We start from the raw sequence: 18,198 nt of genomic DNA, 5'->3' as shown, positions 1-18,198 counted from the left end.
GGCCGCCAGCTAGGCTGCGGCTGGATCAGGCGTTTTTCACATCGCCGGCAAACCGCGCCGCGTTTTCCTTCAGGAAGGCATCGGCATCCGCGTTTTCGTCCCAGAACTGGGGCTGCGCCTTGGGGATGATCAGCGCCTTCTGCACCGCCGGGCGCGCGTCGATGCGGTCGAACCAGGCCTTCAGGTGCGGCAAGTCGTCAACTTCGACCCGCGCCCACGGGTAAGCCCGCGCCCACGGGTAGATCATCATGTCGGCGATGGAGTATTCCCCGGCAATGAAATCGCGGCCTTGCAGCTGTGTGTTCAGTACTTCCATCAAGCGGCGGGATTCATCCACGTAACGCTTGATCGAGAACGGCTCCTCATGCCCGTTCGGGGCAGCAATGCGCTGAAAATACATCGCTTGCCCCATCATCGGGCCGACGTGACCGACCTGAAAGAACAGCCACTGCAGCGTTTCCGACCGGGTAACCGGATCGTTTGACAGGAACTTGCCGTATTTGTTGGCCAGATGCCAAAGAATGGCGCCGGACTCAAAAATGGCCCGATCTTCGGCCCGGTCATAGATCGTGGGGATCTTTCCGTTCGGGTTCAGCTTGAGAAAATCGGGGGTTTTCTGCTCCTGCTTGGAGAAATCGATGAAAGTCAGGTCATAGGGGACACCAGCTTCTTCCAGAAAAATAACCGGCTTGTAGCCGTTCATAGTGGCAGCGGTGTAAAGGTGAATGTCCGGTTGGGTCATGATTGTCTCCTGAGGGCAAGTGTCCGGGCCCGCTCGTTGCCGCGCAGGCCCGAAGGGTTCAGATTTCCAGCGTCCAGTGTTTCTGCTGGTAATCCAGCACGTCCTTGATCGCCTCTTCCGGGAAAACAGTGCGGAATTTGTGGTGATCCGCCGCGATGACCTCGGCCATCTTGTCGATCATTGGCTGCGGATCCATCTGCAAGCCGTCGCCTGCAAACAGGTCGCGGACCTTGCGGATCGCTTCCGGCGGCGTAATGCTACTCGAAGGATCGTACCACTCGTCCATCTTGTCATACATCCGGTCATTAAACCCGGTCCGGTACGCGCCCGGATTGATGGTCGCGACCTGTACCCCCATCGGTTCAAGCTCTTCCCGCATCAGTTCTGCGATCGCCTCCAGCGCGTGTTTGGACGCGGTATAGGGGGCCAGATACGGGAAGGTCAGGAACCCGGCGATCGACGAGACGAACACCACCTTGCCGCGCCCACGGCGGGCAAAAGCCTGCGCATAGGGCTGCACGAACTCGACGGTCGAGAACACGTTGGTTTCGAACACATTCCGGATGCGGTCCACGTCAACCTCGGCAATCGGGCCGGTATCGCCGATGGCGGCATTTGCCACCACGACATCCACATCGGCGCCAAAGCGGTCAAAGGCGGCCTGACGATCCTCGGCGCTGGTGATGTCCAGCTTGGCTGTTTCCAGCGTCAGACCCAGCGCGGCCGCTTCTGCCTTGAGCGTTTCGGCACCTTTTGCGCCGTGGGTCGTCGCAATCACGCGATGACCCTGTTTCGCCAGTTCGAAGGCCGCGCCCTTGCCAAGCCCGGAGCCGGTACCAGTGATCAGAATAGTCTTGGTCATCTGTCGTTCCTCGTCTCAGTTCTGCGGTTCCACGTCGTTGTCCAGACGCTCAAACAGCACGGCCTCAACCGTGGTGGTGCCGACATTGCTGACCTGATGCGTCCAAGGTCCGTTGTGCATGAAATCGCCATCGGCGACCTCTTTCACGATGGTTCCACCATCTTCCAGCTTGATCGACAGCAGGCCGCCCTTGATGAAGTAGACGATCTCCTCAGGGTGGCGGTGCGGCTCATCCGTCGCACCCGGCGGCATCTTCATGCGGACCAGACGCGTAATTCCGGTGTTCACCAGCTCTTCATACATGTCGGGCGACGCTTCGTCGGCCAGCGGCGCGCGCTGGCCTTCGGTGATCAGGGGAGAGTTGCTCACCTCATAAGCCTCCTTTTTGGAATGAGTTCCACAAACGTGGATCAGGCCACTTCCGATACGGAATTGGCACCGAAGACACGGGCCAGATGCGCGTCAAAACGGGCGAAATCCGTGTCCACATCGGCGTTCTTCATCACGTCAAAGGCGCCAAAGGTGGGCAGCGGCGACATGCCGAAGAACTTGGCGTTCAGGTGCATCGGGCGCAGCAGATCGTCGAGCGACGCGCCTTCGAAGAACGGCTCAGCCGGGTTGTCGAATGCCTCAGCCGGAGCGTTCAGCGTAACGGACAGCATGTAGGTGGTGCCGGTCAGCGAGCCGCCCATGCCGTAGTTTTCTTTCGGGGCTTCGGCGACGCGGCCATCACCATTGGTCAGGCGGCCATCCATACCTGCGGTATAGACCTCATCCATGTATTTCTTGAACGACCACGGTACACCCATCCAGTTTACCGGGAACTGCATGATGACGGTGTCGGCCCATTGGTGGCTGGCGATTTCCTGCTCGACATCATAGCCCTCGGCGACCTTGGTCACACGCACGTCATGTCCGGCTTCTTTCAGGTACGCGGTGGCACGGTCAATCAGCGCTGCGTTCAGTTCACCCTTGGCAAAGGGATAGGGCTGGTGGCCGTTGAGGATCAGAATATTGCTCATGGTGTCTTCCTTGCGATTGACTGCGGCATGGCGGGATCAGCCGCCGCACAGCCCGCAATCTGGACACGACGAAACATTTCGCAACTAGTATACTTTTGGTAACCTTCACCAAATTCAGCCTGGAAGGATGGGGCGGTTTCGCAAATGACCTGACTAAAGTCATGAAATAAGACCGGAAAACTTCCACGCCCTGCCCACGTTGACAAATTTGGACATTTGTGAAATTTGTTTCTCAAGCAACGAAAAGAGACCTGATCACTTTTCCTGCCCTCCCGAATCCTCTCCGGAAACCCATGGAGGCAATGATGCGAGCACGCGTGGAAGAAGACGACCAAGGCCGCCGCAACGCCTACGACGCCTGTTTTGAACCCTGCGCAATCGAGCGCGGCATGCGGATCATCGGCGGCAAGTGGACCGGCTCCATCCTGTGGCACCTGAAAGACGAACCCGTCCGGTTCAACGATCTCGCCCGCATGGTCGGCGGTGCCAGCAAGAAGATGATCACCGAACGCCTGCGCCAGCTCGAAGGACAGGGTCTTGTGACCCGCCAGGTTCTGGATACCGCACCGGTGTCGGTGCAATACGCGATCACGGATCTTGGCCGCACCGCATTGGGGTTCCTGGACGAGTTGCGCAAATGGAGTGAAGGACTGCCGCAGCATATAACGGCAGAGGCCTGACGTGCTGAAGCGGCTAAAACCGTCCCCGCTGCCACCCATCCGCCCCGTGCCCGAACGCGCCGCAACCGGCGAACTGGCGGAAATCTACGAGCGCACCAAACGCGGGCTGGGCGTGCCTTGGATGGGGGTCGTGGCGATGGCCTTTGCCCGTTATCCAAGCTTCTACAAAACGCTCTGGCAAGCGCTGGAGCCGGTGACCGCGACAGAGGCCTTCGTCGCGGCCTGTCAGGACCTGCGCAACTTCGCGGAAATGCGGGCAGGCTCGTTCTCCCCGCCGCCCATCAAGGCACGGCTCGAGGACGCGGGCTATGACGCGGCGGAACTGGAGCAGATCATCGCCTGCAACGAGGTCTTCTCTGCCGGCAACATGCCCTATCTGCTGATGGCGTCGCTGGCCCGGACGCTGCTGGAAGGCCAGGCTTGGACCGCGCAAGGCGAGGCCGCACCCCGGTCCGCGCTGGCGGCAGCAGGCGAACACCCGGTCCTGATGGAGGCCCATCATGCCAGCCCGGACACCGCGGCGCTTTACGCCGACTTGCGCGAGACGCTTGGGTTGCCGTTTGTAAATACCGATTACCGCGCCTTTGCCCGCTGGCCGAGTTATATTGCGGCGGCTTGGGAAGATCTCAAGCCCGTGATCCGGTCCGGCGGATACGAACCCGCGGTCCAGGACATTCACGAACGGGCGGTGGAACTGGCACTTGGCCTGCCAAACGCCACCGGTCTCACGCCGGATGCTCTGGAAGCCGCTGCGGCACAGGATGCGGACCCGAATGAAGTTCTCGCCGTCGTGCGGTTGTTCCAATGGCTTCTGCCTGGTCTTGCGTTCAACGTCGCCTTCCTGCGCGCGCAGCTTGTGACCGGCTGACCACCGCCTGACGGCATGTCTATTGCGTCGGGCTAAAATCGGTGACGGCAACAGAGGCGAGCGTCATTCAAGCGACCTTGTCGGCTGTATCCCAGGCTGGTGAAGCAACTTTATGGTGCCCTCATCCCGCCTGCCGCCCGCCTTGCAGCCCAATCGAGCGCGAGCGGTGTTTCAATTTATGGCGCTCCGACGCTGGTATCTTTGCAGCTTGCAGGCGGCGCAGGATATCAGACGGGATCGCCGTCGCGTGCGGTTCCGGATTCTGCTGAACGTGAAGCTCCATAAACTCACCTGCGGCTGCAATTTTGTCGCCGGCTAGCATTTGCATGTGCAGGTGGAAACGCTTGCCGTCGCAGTCCAGCAGCCGCGTTTCGACACGGACACGGTCCCCTTCCTTCACTTCGCGCAGGAAATACTTGTGATCCTCAAGCAGATAGATCGTGCAGCCGGTCCGTTCGCGATAGGCGGCGTCGAACCCGACCTCATCCTGCATCGCATCAACGGCCAGGCTGAACACCAGCCCATAGTAGCTGTCCCGCATATGACCGTTATAGTCGATCCATTCGGGCATAACCTTGGTCTCAAAGGCAAAGATCGTCACTGTGGTGCCTCCAGGTTGTAGAACCGGTCCGCGGTGCCGCGAAACACAGCGCTGTGCATCTCTGCCGGGACCAGCCCGCGATAAGCCTGCGCCAGAGTGCGGTAATCAGAATACAGCTTGTCGACCGGGAAGTTCGACCCGAACATCACCCGATCAGCGCCGAACTGCGCCAGGCAGGTCTCGACAATCGGGCGGACGCTGGCCACTGTCCAATTGTGTTCGAACATGCCCAGGCCTGATAGTTTGCAAGTGACATGGAGCAGACGCGAGAGGTGCTTCAGTTCCTTCCCCCAAGCCGTCAACCCCTCGGCGGAGCGGTCATGGGGCGAGCCTGCATGACACAGCGCCACCGGGGTATCCGGGGCCTGCGCCAGAACCCTTGCGGTTTTCTCCATCAGTTCCGGGATCAGCTGCAGATCAAAGCTGAGCCCCCGCTGTCCCGCCTCCTGCAATCCTGACAGAAACCGCGGGTCATCCAGCAGCGCATTAGTGCCGGTTTGCGCGTCTTCTCCCGGCGCGCGGCCGACGATCTGGCGCACACCGCGCACGGTTGGCAGGCTCTGGAACCGGTCGAGCTGTTCTGACAGGTCCGGCGCGGTCAGGTCGCAGAACACCACTTGTGCCATCGGCCAGTCCGGATTCGCGTCTGCCACCGACTGCACCCAGCGCGCCTCTGCCAGACCGTCCTCGGCGCCCACTTGGATATGCACCGATGCAATGACGCCTTCGGCCGCGGCCTCGGTGCGGAATCCCCCCAGCAGGTAATCCCGCTGGATCGGCGCGGGATTGCCAAAGAACCGTGTCACTCCCTTGGCCATCAGCCAAGGATAGTGAACCGCCCCGAGATCCCACAGGTGGTGATGCGCGTCGATCCACCCGGTCATGTGCGCGGCACCTCTGCCATCCGGGCGAGGATATCAACGCCCTGCTGGTTCCAGAAATGCAGCAGGTCGATGAATATCCAGTTCTCGGCGAGTTTATCCCCCTCGCGGCGGTAGATGTCGATCACCCGGAACTCCCCGGCCTTACCGGTGGCAGGCATGCCCATGAAGCCCCCGGTGGGGCGGGCGGTGAAATTCGGCCAGCCGAAGAAGCCGCCAAAACTGCCCTCGGCCAGACGGCAGATGTGATTGGTCTTGGAGCGGTCTGTGAAACCCGCACGGAACGGCCCCGAGTGCTGCTTGGCATAGCGTTCGATCGTATAGGTGGCGCCGATCCCCGCAGGGCCCCACCAGATCATGTCCTCGGCCCAGGTCCGGCGCAGCTCATCCTCCAGGCTCAACCCGCTTTTCCACTGCCCGAGGTCGGAGATCATTGCGTTAATTGTTGCCAGGGTCTTTTCGCCCTCCTCCGGCGGCTGTGGGTCGAACATCAGCCCGTCATGGGTCATCGGTCCGGGCTGCACCAGATGCGCGGCGGTCTGCGGCGGGAACGGCTGCAAGCCCGCCTGCATCATCAGATGCGGTATATCGAAGTACATCGCCGTTTCGGTGACCTTGCCATCTTCGACCTTGTTGAACTCGCAATAGCGCAGGAACGCCATCTTGCCGGTCGGGGCGATCCCCAGCCAGGGCGCATCGAACAGCCCCATCAGATGCCCCATCGAGACCACCCAGACCGAAGCGAACCCGTCCATCGCGTTGGCACCCGCCATGAAGATGTCCTCACGCCTCTGCATATTCTTCAGTGACCCGCGCAAGGGGGTCCAGAACACATCAGCGACCGCTTCGGCGCCCTGCTGCTCATGGAACGGATGGTAGCCGCGCCAGATATGATTCGAGGCGTAGTACCGCGCAAGCACCTCGCCTGCTTGCCCTGCCTTCGACCTGTCCAAATCGGTGTAAAGGTTTCGGATCACTTGCTTTTCCACTGAAAAATCAGTCATGAGAGGTTGCCCCTTGCATACGTGTGCAAAAAAGTCTTGCCAAAAAGTCATCTATAAGTCTACCCTCTTTGCATTCGTATGCAAAACGGCCGGTCACAGCCGGCAGAGGGGAAGCCATGGCCGAGATACAATTGCAGAATGTTGGCAAACGCTGGGGGTCGTTCGTCGGCGTCGACAACTTCGACCTGACCATTGCCGACAAGGAGTTCCTGGTGCTGCTGGGGCCTTCGGGCTGCGGCAAGACCACCACTATGCGGATGATCGCAGGGCTGGAGGAAGCCTCTGAGGGCGACATTCTGATCGACGGTCAGCGCGTCAACGACATGGAACCCAAGGACCGCGACGTGGCGATGGTATTCCAGTCCTACGCGCTCTACCCCAATATGAACGTCTACGAGAACATCCGTTTTCCGCTGAAGGTCCGCGGCATCGACCCCAAGACTCATGATGAGAAGGTCCGCCGCGCCTCGGCGATGGTGGAACTGGACGACTTTTTGCACCGCAAGCCGGCCGAACTCTCCGGCGGCCAGCGCCAGCGCGTTGCTTTGGCCCGCGCCATCGTGCGCGAACCCAATGTCTTCCTGATGGATGAGCCGCTGTCAAACCTCGATGCCAAGCTCCGCGTCTCCACCCGCGCCCAGATCAAGAACCTCAGCCACGAGCTGGCTGTGACAACGATCTACGTGACTCACGACCAGATCGAGGCGATGACCCTGGCCGACCGCGTCGTGGTGATGAAAAAGGGCGTGGTTCAGCAGGTGGGCTCACCGACCGAAATCTACGACCGGCCCGCCAATACCTTTGTCGCCAGCTTCATCGGCAACCCGGCGATGAACCTGATGGAGGGCGAGGTCCAGGGCGGCACCTTCCGCGCAAAGAACGTGGAAATCCCCGGGCTGAACGCCCCGAACGGACCGCTCACACTGGGTTTCCGGGCCGAGGACGCCAGCATCGCGGCACCCGGCGAAGGCCAGATCAACGCGCCGATCTACACGATGGAACTGCTGGGCGACGCAACGATGATCTCGGTGCGCGTGGGCGGGGCTCTGGTTTCGGTAAAGGCGGACAAGAATTTCCGGGCTGAAATCGGCCAGACGGTGTCGATCTCCGTGCCGCAGGGCATCTGCCACCTGTTTGACGGTCAAACCGGCGCGCGGCTCGGGGGCTGAGTGCCCCCGCCTGCCGGCGCTTCCGCCGCTGCGGTCCATCGAACGGGTCAAGCCGCCTGCATCCATTCCAGATAAAACAGGGAGAATAATATGTTACTGAAACGACTTGCCGCAGCATCGCTGTTTACCGGGCTGATGGGCTCGGCAGCTTTCGCGGCCAACTGCGGCCCCGAGGGCCAGTCGATCCGCATCCTGGCCAGCGACTTCCCGGCAATCCACGCCGTGGTCGGTGCAGCTGAAGCCAATTGCGCAGGCTCGGCGGAGGAGTTTTCCGCCAACCACACCACCGAAGCGCGCCAGATCATGAACGCGGCGCTGACGCCGAACCCGGCGGAATACACCTCGGTGATCCTCGCCAACGCCACGCTGACCCAGCTGATGAACGATGGGCTGGTCCGGCCGCTGAACGACCTGGTGGAAAAATACAAGGACAGCATCCCGCCGAATGTGCTGATCACCATCGACGGCAACGTGATGGCGGTTGCCTTCATGGCCAACTCGCAGCACCTGTTCTCGCGCAAGGATATCCTGGAGCAAGCGGGTGTAGACAGCATCCCCGCATCCTATGAGGAAGTGCTGGAGGCCGCAGAGAAGATCCGCGCCGCAGGCATCATGGAACATCCCATCGCGATGAACCTGCAGACCGGCTGGAACGTAGGCGAAGTCTTCAACATGATCTATCTCGGCCACGGCGGCGAGTTCTTCGCACCCGGCTCTGCCGAACCCTCGATCAACAATGAGCAGGGCATCGCCACGCTGGAAACCATGAAGGCGCTGGCCGAATACGCCCACCCGGACCACCTGACCCATGCCTCCAACGAGACCCAGGGCCTGTGGGAATCCGGCCAGGCGGCGCTGGCCGTCATGTGGGGCTCGCGCGGTGCGCCGATCCTGGATGACGAAGGCTCCACCGAGGAAGTGACCTCTAACACCGTCCTGTCCGCGGCCCCCACCGTCGGCGGCGGCTCGATCCCGGCGGCCACCCTGTGGTGGGATGGCATCTCCATTGCCTCCAATGTCTCTGATGAAGAAGCTGAGGCAACCTTCGCCGCGCTGATCAGCGGCCTGAACCCCGAAATGGTTGCGGAGAACAACGACGACGCGGTCTGGCTGCTGCCGGGTTTTGAACCCGGACCGGCAGCAGCGGGCGTGGCCGGAACCGTGCAGGGCGGGGCCCGGCCCTATCCGATGATCCCGCAGATCGGCCTGCTGCACGCAGCACTCGGCTCCGAGCTCACCGACTTCCTGAAGGGTGGTGAAAGTGCCGAGCAGGCGCTGTCGGATGTCGAGACTGCCTACCGGACCTCGGCCAAGGAAGCCGGCTTCCTCAAGTAAACCTCCCCGACTGGAGGGGGCTTCCGGCCCCCTCTCTTTTCCCGGACTGAACACCGAGACCCACACCATGAAGCACCGCACATTTTTCTGGTTCATCCTGCCGACTCTTTCCGCGATGATCCTCTTCATCGCGCTGCCCATCGTCTCGGTTTTCCTCCAGTCGCTGTTTGTCGAGCACGAGCAGGTTCTGGTGGTTTCCGAGAGCTGCGGCCCGTTCGGCTGCACGCCCACCACCACTGTTGATACCGCGGCCACAGCCGCACTGCAGGAAGAGCAGCCCCTGGGCCGGTACAACGGGCTCAACACTTACATCAACCGCTCGCACCTGGCCTTCGTCGAGGTCGGCGAGGCCTGGCGCAGTACGGAAACTTTCGGCGCGTTCTGGAAACAGATCATCAACCTGCCCTTCTACCGCGCGCTAATTTTCACGCTGACTTACACGGCGGTGGTCACTCCGGTCGTTATCGCGCTTGGCCTGGCAATTGCAGTGGGCGTCAACAACCTGCCCCGCATCCTCAAGGGCCCGTCGATCTTCATCTCGCTGCTGCCGTTCCTTGTCACACCGCTTGTTGGCTCCCTGATCCTGTTCTGGATGGTCGACAGCGACGGCGTCATCGGCGCCACCATCCAGCGCATCTTCAACGATCCCTCGCTGAGCCTGAAGGCTTCCACCGCGCTCACCTGGACCATGCTGATTGTCTATGGCGTCTGGCACACCCTGCCGTTCAGCTTCATCACCTTTTACGCAGGCCTCCAGACTGTGCCCGAGGACACCATGGAGGCGGCGATGATTGACGGCGCGTCGAAGTGGCAGCGCATGATCCATGTGGTCGTGCCGCATCTGGCACCGCTGATGTCCTTCGTGACGCTGATGCTTTTGATGGACAACTTCCGCGTCTTCGAGCCGATCGTCAGCTTCAAGGCCGAGGCCCACGCCACCTCGCTCAGCTGGATCATCTACAACGACCTGCGCGAAAGCGGCAATCCGCTCTACGGCTCGGCCGGGGCGACCTCGATGATGACCATCATCGGCGTGGTCATCCTGCTGACCCCGGTGCTGATCCGCACCTGGCGCGACTTTTCCCGCAAAGCACACTGAGGGCACGATCATGGCAACCAATGCACAATCCTCAATCGCAGTCCCGGCAGTGAACCCGAAATCCCGCTCCCGCGTCCCTCTGCTCACGGTGGTTTCGCTGGCGCTCGTGGCGCTCTGGCTGATCATCGCGGCTTTCCCCTTCTTCTGGACCTTCTGGGGCAGCTTCAAGGTGCAGTCGGACTTCTTCTCCAAGACCGACTGGCAGAACGCCATCTACGGGGTCAACACGATCCGGCAGACCGGCAGCGCCTTCACGCTCGAAGGCTACCAGGGCGCCTGGGTGGACGAGGAATTCTGGCGCAACGTCATCAACTCCGGGATCGTGGTGTTCTTCACCGTGGTGATTTCACTCACCTTCGGCACTCTGGGAGGCTACGCCCTCGCCCGCTCCGGCCGCCGCTATGCCTTCTGGCTCCTGATGGCCGCGCTGGTGTTCCGCGCCATGCCGCATATCACCCTGGTTTCGGGCTACCTGCTGCCGTTCTTCGAGTGGAACATCTGGGGCATCCTGCCGACCACAATCATCGTGCTGGTGGCAATCAACCAGCCTTTCACCCTGTGGATGCTGCACTCCTTCTTCCTCAACATCCCCAAGGACATGGACGAAAGCGCCATGGTCGACGGCTGCACCCGCTTCCAGGCCTTCCGCCACGTGATTATTCCGGTGATGTGGCCCGGCGTCATCACCACCGGCCTGTTCAGCTTCCTGCTCGCCTACAACGACTTCGCGGTGACCGCGATGCTGCTCAGCTCGGAAAACGAGACCATCATCCCCGCGATCAACAGCTTCCTCGGGACCACTCAGGTCGAGGGCAAGGTGATGTATGCGGTCGCTGCCGTGGTCTCTGCCACTGCCCCGCTGTTCGTGTTGATCCTGTTCTTCCAGCGACAGATCGTCAGCGGGCTGACCGCAGGCGCGGTGAAGGGCTGATGAGCAGCGCCGCAAGACATAATGCCGTTGCGCGCCACCCGGCGCTCAACCGGATGCCAAGGGATTTTCTGACAGACGGCCGTCTCCTCCTCGTCTGATCACATCATCCCTTGGCAACAAATTAAGGAACAGAGCATGAAAGGCTCCCGCCCCGAACAAGCCGTGCTGACCAAAGACACGGACATGAGCAAGACTGAAGAAACCCGCCGCGTGATCGAAAACATGGTGGACGGGCTGAACGACCACCGGATCAGCGACATCGGCGAATTCTTCTCCGAAGGCTTCCGCTGGATGGGCAACCAGGGCTGCGGCACCAAGACCGGGCTGAAGGAATTCCAGGACAACTGGCAGCGCCCGTTCCAGGCTGCCTTCTCTGACAAGGTCTGCATCGACGAAGCCCGCCTCTATATGGGCGAATGGGCCGCCGCCTTCGGCCGCCAGGAGGCCACTCACTCCGGCACGTTCCTAGGCATCGAACCCACCGGCAAGCGAGTCGAGATCCGCTACATGGACTTCTGGAAAGTCGTCGACGGCAAGATCGTCGACAACTGGGTGAACGTCGATTTTGCCCATGTAGCCGCTCAGCTCGGCGTTGACCTGTTCAACGGCGAAGGCTGGGAAGCATTTGACCGCGGCGAGAAAGTGCCGCCGCGCCCCGAAAACTGAGGACCTGACCATGACCATCGAATACCTGAAACGCGGCAAGCCTGAAGCGGACCGTGCCGAGGACGACGCCAAGACCCGCGCCGTGGTCGAAGCGACGCTGAAGGATATCGAAACCCGCGGCGATGCCGCCGTGCGGGAGCTGTCCGAGAAATTCGACAACTACAGCCCCGAAAGCTTCCGCCTCAGCCAGCCGGAAATCGACGCGCTGATCGCCTCGCTGAGCGAGCGCGAGCTGGAGGATATCAAATTCGCGCAGAAGCAGGTGATGAATTTCGCCCAGGCGCAGCGCGATTCCATGCTGGACATCGAGGTGGAGACACTGCCCGGTGTCATCCTCGGCCACAAGAACATCCCCGTCCAATCGGTCGGCTGCTACGTGCCCGGCGGCAAGTTCCCGATGGTGGCTTCGGCGCATATGTCCGTCGCCACCGCCAAGGTCGCGGGCGTGCCGCGCATCATCGCCTGCACCCCGCCTTTCAACGGCAAGCCCAACGCCGCTGTGATTGCCGCGATGCACTTGGGCGGTGCCCATGAGATCTACGTGATGGGCGGCATCCAGGCGATTGGCGCAATGGCGATCGGCACCGAAACGATCGATCCTGTCCACATGCTCGTCGGCCCCGGCAACGCCTTTGTGGCGGAGGCCAAGCGCCAGCTGTTCGGCCGCGTCGGCATCGACCTCTTTGCCGGCCCGACCGAGACCATGGTGATCGCGGACGAGACCGCCGCAGACGCCGAGCTCTGCGCCACCGACCTCTTGGGCCAGGCCGAGCACGGTTACAACTCCCCCTGCGTGCTGCTGACCAACTCGCGCAAGCTGGCCGAGGAGACGCTGAGCGAGATCGACCGGCTGCTGGACATCCTGCCGACCGCCGGCACCGCCAAGGTGTCGTGGGAGGAATACGGCGAGGTGATCGTCTGCGACACCTATGAGGAGATGCTCCAGGTCGCCGATGACATTGCCTCCGAGCATGTGCAGGTTATGACGGACCGCGACGAATGGTTTCTGGAAAACATGACCTGCTACGGCGCGCTGTTCCTCGGCCCGCGTACCAATGTCTCCAACGGCGACAAGGTCATCGGCACCAACCACACCCTGCCGACCAAGAAGGCGGGGCGCTACACCGGCGGTCTCTGGGTGGGCAAGTTCCTGAAAACCCACAGCTATCAGAAGGTCACCACCGACGAGGCCGCCACCATGATCGGCGAATACGGCTCGCGCCTGTGCATGCTCGAAGGCTTCGTCGGCCACGCCGAGCAGTGCAACATCCGCGTCCGCCGCTACGGCGGCAAGAATGTGCCTTACGGGACCGCTGCAGAATGACCACCGATATTCACACCCGGAACAAGGCGCTGATCGCCCCGATGCGGGACGCGATGCGCGACTTCACCGAAAAAGGCGTGCGCGCCGCGCTGGAGGAACTGATCGCGCCGGACGCGGTGGTGCATATGTGCCACCCGTTCGGCGACCTGACCGGCTCCGCAGAACTCTATGAAACCTGCTACGCCCCGTTGTTGCACGCCATGCCGGACCTGGAGCGCCGCGACTGGATCGTCATGGGTGGCCGTACCGAGCACGGCGGCGACTGGATCGGCTGCGGCGGCCACTACTTTGGCACCTTCGTGCGGCCCTGGCTGGACATCCCGCCGACCGGCCACCTCACCCACATGCGCTTCCACGAGTTCTACCGCTTCGAGGAAGGCCGCGTGGTGGAGATCCAGACCATCTGGGACATCCCCGAGGTGATGATGCAGGCGAAGGCCTGGCCGATGGCGCCCTCGCTCGGTCTGGAATTCTGCATCCCTGGCCCGGCAACGCATGACGGCATCGTCCCAGGCCCCTGGGACGAGGAGAAGTCGCAGGCCTCCTGCAGCCACATCGTCGACATGCTGACCCACTTGAAGAAGCACCCGAGCCAGGGCGGCCCGGAAGTGATGGAGATGCCGAAATTCTGGCATGAGCGGATGAACTGGTACGGCCCTGCCGGCATCGGCACCGGCCGCGGCATCGCAGGCTTCCGCAACTGGCACCAGATCCCGTTCCTGAACGGCATGCCCGACCGCGGCCAGTATCTGGGCGAGATCACCTATCACTTCTTCGGCGACGGTGAATACGCCGCGGTGACTGGCTGGCCGAACATGATCCAGACCATCACCCATGACGGCTGGATGGGCATCGCCCCCTCGGGCCAGCGCATCACCATGCGAAGCCTCGATTTCTGGAGGCTGGAGAACGGCAAGATCCGGGAAAACTGGGTCACGGTGGACATTCTGGACGCCTACCGGCAGTTGGGCGTAGATGTCTTTGCCCGCCTGCGCGAGTTCAACAAGGCCCGCGTGGCTGGCGAAATCCCCTTCCCTGTCAGCGAGGTTTGACATGCCCACCTTCCCCAGCACCCCCAGTTTCAGCCTAGAGGGCAAGCGCGCCCTGATTGCCGGCGCGTCTTCCGGCATCGGCACGGCCTGTGCCGTGGCCCTGGCGGAACGGGGTGCTGAGGTCACTCTTGCAGCGCGCCGCACTGACGCGCTGCAGGACATCGCAGCGGAAATGACCGCCCGCGGCTGGAAAGCCAGGGTGCTGAAACTGGATGTCGCCGATGTTGCGGCAACGGCGGAGGCGGTGGCCGCAAACGGCCCCTTCGACATCCTGGTCAACTCGGCAGGCCTTGCCCGCCACGGCAAGGCCACCGACACCTCGCCAGAGGATTTCGACGCGGTAATGCAAGTCAATGTCCGCGGCGCCTACTTTCTGACCCAAGCGGTGGCCAAGGGATTGCTGGCAGCCGGCCGCCCCGGCTCTCTCATCAACATCTCCAGCCAGATGGGCCACGTCGGCGGCCGCGAGCGCGCAGTCTACTGTGCCTCCAAATTCGCGGTCGAAGGCTTCACCAAGGCGATGGCGCTGGAGTTCGGCCCGGACAAGATCCGCGTCAACACGATCTGTCCGACTTTTATCCTCACCGATCTGACCCGGCCGACCTTTGACGACCCGGAAAAACGGGCCTGGATACTGGATAAAATCAAGCTCGGCCGCCCGGGAGAGATCGAAGACATCATGGGGGCCGCTGTCTACCTGGCCTCAGACGCCTCTGCCCTGGTGACCGGAACCGCGATGATGGTTGATGGAGGTTGGACGGCAGACTGATGGGAGCAAGCAAGGTCACCTCAATGGACGTCGCCCGCCTGGCGGGTGTCAGCCAATCTGCGGTCAGCCGGGTGTTCACCCCTGGCGCGTCCGCCTCTAAGAAAACGATCGAGAAAGTCCGCAAAGCGGCCGAGGAGCTCGGCTACCGGCCGAACGTGCTCGCCCGCGCAATGGTGTCCGGAAAAAGCGGCATCATCGGGCTGGTCGTTGCCTATCTGAACAACCAGTATTACCCCGAGGCACTCGAAAAACTGACCAACGCGCTGCAAGACCGCGGCTACCACGTTCTGGTCTTCCTGGCGTCGCACGCTGCGGGCAACATCGACCGCGTGGTCGAGGAGATCCTGGATTTCCAGGTCGACGGCATCATCGCGGCCTCGGTTGCGCTCTCCTCCGACCTCTCCGCCCGCTGCCAGACAGCCGGCGTGCCGATGGTGCTGTTCAACCGCGCGCAGGACGACCCGTCGATGTCGGCCGTGACCTCCGACAATATCGCCGGCGGGCGCAAGGCGGCGGAGTTCCTGCTGGCAGGCGGCCACGAGAAAATCGGCTATATCGCCGGCTGGGAGGGCGCCTCGACCCAGCGCGACCGGGAGGCCGGCTTTACCGCCGAACTGGGCGCCGCCGGCAAGACGCTGCATGCCCGCGAGGTCGGCAATTTCGTCACCGAAGAAGCCCAGGCCGCCACCCGCCGCATGTTTGCAAACGACCCGCCGGATGCGGTCTTTGTGGCCAATGACCACATGGCCATCGCCGTGATGGACACCCTGCGCTTCGAGCTCGGCCTCAGTGTGCCGGACGACGTTTCCGTCATTGGCTACGACGATGTCACCGTTGCCTCCTGGCCCACTTACAACCTCACAACCGTGCGGCAGCCTGCCAACCGCATGGTGGCGGAAACCGTCGATATTCTCCTCGCCAAGATCGAAGGCCCCGACGCCGGGCCGCGCCGGGTCGAGATCGACGGCCCTCTTATCGTTCGCGGCTCGGCCCGCATACCTGAAGGATGGAAGACATGAAGGGATTTGACCCTAAATTCAAGGATTTCCCCGATTACATCATTGGCATTACCAAGGAAATCTGGGAAGATCGCGGCATCTCCACGCTGCATGATTACTACGCGCCCGATATCGTCGTGCGTTCGCCGGCTTCGGTTGTTGTCGGCAATCAGGGCGTGATCGCCGCCACCATGGCAACCCTGGCCGAATTCCCCGACCGCACCCTTCTGGGCGAGGACGTGATCTGGTCCGGTACGCCCGAGGAGGGCATGCTGTCCTCGCACCGGCTGCTCTCAACCGCGACGCACCTGGGCGACGGGGTCTACGGCAAGGCAACCGGCAAGAAGCTCACCTACCGCATCCTGGCCGACTGTCACGCGATCAACAACCAGATCAATGATGAATGGCTGATCCGCGACCAGGGTGCCATCGTGCGCCAGATGGGCTGGGACCCCAAGGAATACGCCCGCGATCTGATCGCGCGCGAGGGCGGCCCCGAGGCTTGCGTGCAGCCCTATACCCCCGCCAACGAGCAACCCGGCCCTTACAAAGGCAACGGCAACGACAATGAATGGGGCCAGAAATACGCCGATATCCTGACGCGGATCATGAATGCCGACATGCGCGCGATTGAATCCGAATACGACCGTGCAGTGCAGTCGGAATATCCCGGTGGTATCACCGGCCACAGCTGGGGTCCGGTGGACCGCTTCTGGATGGGGCTGCGCGCCTCCTTCCCGAACGCCGAGTTCAAGATCCACCACCAGATCGGCCGCGACGATCCAATGATGCCGCCCCGCGCTGCGTTGCGCTGGACGCTGCATGGCAAGCACGACGGCTGGGGCGTCTTCGGCAAACCGACCGGCGCCGAGGTCTTCGTGCTGGGCGCCAGCCACGCCGAATTCGGCCCCTGGGGACTGCGCCGCGAATACGCACTGTTTGACGAAACCTCGGTCTGGAAACAGATCCTGCTGCAGACCGGCGATCTCTGAATGCGGCCCGGTGCCTCTCCTCTGAACGCCAGTCAGGCGGCCCGGCGGTATCACGCCCACCGCGCCAGCCTGCGCGCACGGCGGCTGAACAACCACCCGCCCGGTTGCGGGCGCTGACTCAGCCGTTTCAAACCAGATTTCAAGAGGATACGAGATATGAGCACCATCCAAGAACGCATCGTCCGCTACGGCGAATTGAAACCCTGTAAGACCGCCTTCATCGACGCCCACACCCCGGGCTCCGACCAGAAGGAAAACTTCACCATCATCGGCGGTGGCGTCAGTGAAAGCCCGGACCAGCATGTCCACATCACCGACAAGATCGGCTTCAACATCGGCGCCGCGGGCCAGCCGCCGAAATGCCGCAACTCGCTGCACAGCCACACCACCGCCGAAGTGTTCTTTGTCGCCAAGGGCCGCTGGCGCTTCTTCTGGGGCCGCTACGGAACTGCGGGTGAGTTCATCGCCGAGGAAGGCGATATCTTCAACATCCCCACCGGCATCTTCCGCGGCTTTGAAAACGTCGGCCAGGACTACGGCATGATCATGTCGATCCTTGGCGGTGACGATGCCGGCGGCGGCGTCACCTGGGCGCCGCAGGTGATCCAGGACGCGCAGGCCCACGGCCTGATGCTGGGTAACAATGGCGTGCTGTATGACAGCAAGAAGGGCCAGGAACTGCCGCACAACGTGCAACCGATGCCGGTGCTGACCGAAGAGCAGCTGAAGGCCTACCCCGAGGTCCCGGTCGAGGACGTCGTTGGCAAATACGTCGCCCGCTACTGGGACCTGATGGCGCTGGCGGCGGACAAACCTGCTGTGGTTATCGGCGAGAACGGCCTGATCAAGGACAAGCCGGGCTTTGAGGTCGATTTCCTGGCCCGCGGCTCTGCCGTGGCGGATCAGGTCAAGGCGGAAAAGCCGGTGGTTCTGATGCCCGCCAGCGGCCATTGGCGGATCACCATCGACGAGGTCGAGACCACCCTGTCCAACGGCGACACCGCGCTGGTGCTGCCTGGCGAAAGCTACAGCGCCGAACCGTCGATGACCGGGAACGCGGGCCTCTACCGCATCACCGCAACCGACGATCCTGCCGGCGCCACCTGGCAGGGCTGATGACCGAAATTCCTCCTGTGCGGCGCCGTCCGCTGCACAGGGGGTGTACAGGGAGTGTACGCATGGCACCGCCCTGAAATTAGGGAG

At 62.2% G+C, this 18,198-nt stretch carries 20 protein-coding genes; 13 read left to right on the top strand and 7 right to left on the bottom strand.

What is annotated here, in order from left to right; translation table 11 throughout:
* Positions 1-25: 25 nt before the first annotated feature.
* The 4 genes from KUW17_RS17050 to KUW17_RS17035 are packed head-to-tail and all read right to left on the bottom strand — an operon-like array spanning position 26 to position 2,626.
* Positions 26-742 (bottom strand): glutathione S-transferase family protein, encoded by a 717-nt coding sequence (locus KUW17_RS17050; protein ID WP_222481306.1) that lies wholly within the window; start codon positions 740-742, stop codon positions 26-28.
* 58 nt (positions 743-800) lie between these two features.
* A complete protein-coding gene (locus tag KUW17_RS17045) occupies positions 801-1,604 on the bottom strand; it encodes an SDR family oxidoreductase (RefSeq protein ID WP_222481304.1) in 804 nt (267 codons plus the stop codon).
* Between the two features lie 15 nt (positions 1,605-1,619).
* On the bottom strand, positions 1,620-1,973 hold the full coding sequence (locus tag KUW17_RS17040) for a cupin domain-containing protein (protein ID WP_222481302.1): 354 nt from the start codon (positions 1,971-1,973) through the stop codon (positions 1,620-1,622).
* Between the two features lie 41 nt (positions 1,974-2,014).
* The gene (locus KUW17_RS17035) at positions 2,015-2,626 is read right to left on the bottom strand and encodes an NAD(P)H-dependent oxidoreductase (protein ID WP_222481299.1); all 612 of its coding nucleotides are present in this window, start codon (positions 2,624-2,626) and stop codon (positions 2,015-2,017) included.
* A gap of 305 nt (positions 2,627-2,931) precedes the next feature.
* On the opposite strand from KUW17_RS17035, the gene KUW17_RS17030 reads away from it, so the two are divergent.
* Positions 2,932-3,306 (top strand): winged helix-turn-helix transcriptional regulator, encoded by a 375-nt coding sequence (locus KUW17_RS17030; RefSeq protein ID WP_134831337.1) that lies wholly within the window; start codon positions 2,932-2,934, stop codon positions 3,304-3,306.
* Positions 3,307-3,352: 46 nt separating this feature from the next.
* A complete protein-coding gene (locus KUW17_RS17025; protein WP_222481297.1) occupies positions 3,353-4,174 on the top strand; it encodes a halocarboxylic acid dehydrogenase DehI family protein in 822 nt (273 codons plus the stop codon).
* Between the two features lie 121 nt (positions 4,175-4,295).
* Here KUW17_RS17025 and KUW17_RS17020 read toward each other — a convergent pair whose 3' ends face one another.
* Genes KUW17_RS17020 through KUW17_RS17010 form a run of 3 tightly spaced genes read right to left on the bottom strand, consistent with a single transcriptional unit; the run spans position 4,296 to position 6,660 of the window.
* Positions 4,296-4,775 (bottom strand): thioesterase family protein, encoded by a 480-nt coding sequence (locus tag KUW17_RS17020; protein ID WP_222481295.1) that lies wholly within the window; start codon positions 4,773-4,775, stop codon positions 4,296-4,298.
* Entirely contained in the window at positions 4,772-5,659 is an 888-nt protein-coding gene (locus KUW17_RS17015) for an amidohydrolase family protein (protein WP_222481293.1), read from the bottom strand. Before KUW17_RS17015 ends, KUW17_RS17020 begins: the two co-directional genes overlap by 4 nt.
* Positions 5,656-6,660, bottom strand: coding sequence for an ester cyclase (locus KUW17_RS17010; RefSeq protein ID WP_222481291.1), 1,005 nt, complete (start codon positions 6,658-6,660; stop codon positions 5,656-5,658). Before KUW17_RS17010 ends, KUW17_RS17015 begins: the two co-directional genes overlap by 4 nt.
* Before the next feature lie 116 nt (positions 6,661-6,776).
* Here KUW17_RS17010 and KUW17_RS17005 point away from each other — a divergent pair, with 116 nt between their 5' ends.
* The 11 genes from KUW17_RS17005 (at position 6,777) to KUW17_RS16955 (ending at position 18,111) form a co-directional block, all read left to right on the top strand.
* Positions 6,777-7,829 carry an ABC transporter ATP-binding protein gene (locus KUW17_RS17005; RefSeq protein WP_222481289.1) on the top strand — a complete coding sequence of 351 codons (1,053 nt, stop codon included), beginning with the start codon at positions 6,777-6,779 and terminating at the stop codon, positions 7,827-7,829.
* 90 nt (positions 7,830-7,919) lie between these two features.
* Positions 7,920-9,164, top strand: a complete 1,245-nt coding sequence (locus KUW17_RS17000; protein WP_222481288.1) for an ABC transporter substrate-binding protein — start codon at positions 7,920-7,922, stop codon at positions 9,162-9,164.
* Between the two features lie 67 nt (positions 9,165-9,231).
* Positions 9,232-10,263: a carbohydrate ABC transporter permease gene (locus KUW17_RS16995; RefSeq protein ID WP_222481286.1), complete on the top strand. Its 1,032-nt coding sequence runs from the start codon at positions 9,232-9,234 to the stop codon at positions 10,261-10,263.
* Between the two features lie 10 nt (positions 10,264-10,273).
* Positions 10,274-11,194, top strand: a complete 921-nt coding sequence (locus KUW17_RS16990; RefSeq protein ID WP_174148626.1) for a carbohydrate ABC transporter permease — start codon at positions 10,274-10,276, stop codon at positions 11,192-11,194.
* A 135-nt stretch (positions 11,195-11,329) separates the two neighbouring features.
* Positions 11,330-11,860, top strand: coding sequence for an ester cyclase (locus KUW17_RS16985; protein WP_222481283.1), 531 nt, complete (start codon positions 11,330-11,332; stop codon positions 11,858-11,860).
* Between the two features lie 10 nt (positions 11,861-11,870).
* Entirely contained in the window at positions 11,871-13,184 is a 1,314-nt protein-coding gene (hisD, locus tag KUW17_RS16980; RefSeq protein WP_222481282.1) for a histidinol dehydrogenase, read from the top strand.
* Positions 13,181-14,236, top strand: a complete 1,056-nt coding sequence (locus tag KUW17_RS16975; RefSeq protein ID WP_222481280.1) for an ester cyclase — start codon at positions 13,181-13,183, stop codon at positions 14,234-14,236. Before hisD ends, KUW17_RS16975 begins: the two co-directional genes overlap by 4 nt.
* A gap of 1 nt (position 14,237) precedes the next feature.
* On the top strand, positions 14,238-15,005 hold the full coding sequence (locus tag KUW17_RS16970) for an SDR family NAD(P)-dependent oxidoreductase (protein ID WP_222481278.1): 768 nt from the start codon (positions 14,238-14,240) through the stop codon (positions 15,003-15,005).
* On the top strand, positions 15,005-16,024 hold the full coding sequence (locus KUW17_RS16965) for a LacI family DNA-binding transcriptional regulator (protein ID WP_222481276.1): 1,020 nt from the start codon (positions 15,005-15,007) through the stop codon (positions 16,022-16,024). Before KUW17_RS16970 ends, KUW17_RS16965 begins: the two co-directional genes overlap by 1 nt.
* Complete coding sequence (locus KUW17_RS16960) at positions 16,021-16,995, top strand: ester cyclase (RefSeq protein WP_222481274.1); 975 nt, start codon at positions 16,021-16,023, stop codon at positions 16,993-16,995. Before KUW17_RS16965 ends, KUW17_RS16960 begins: the two co-directional genes overlap by 4 nt.
* Before the next feature lie 156 nt (positions 16,996-17,151).
* The gene (locus KUW17_RS16955) at positions 17,152-18,111 is read left to right on the top strand and encodes a cupin (protein WP_222481272.1); all 960 of its coding nucleotides are present in this window, start codon (positions 17,152-17,154) and stop codon (positions 18,109-18,111) included.
* Positions 18,112-18,198 lie beyond the last annotated feature (87 nt).

The organism is Leisingera aquaemixtae, assembly GCF_019801145.1.
Classification (GTDB): Bacteria; Pseudomonadota; Alphaproteobacteria; order Rhodobacterales; family Rhodobacteraceae; genus Leisingera; species Leisingera aquaemixtae_A.
This window is presented reverse-complemented; position numbering and strand designations above follow the sequence as displayed.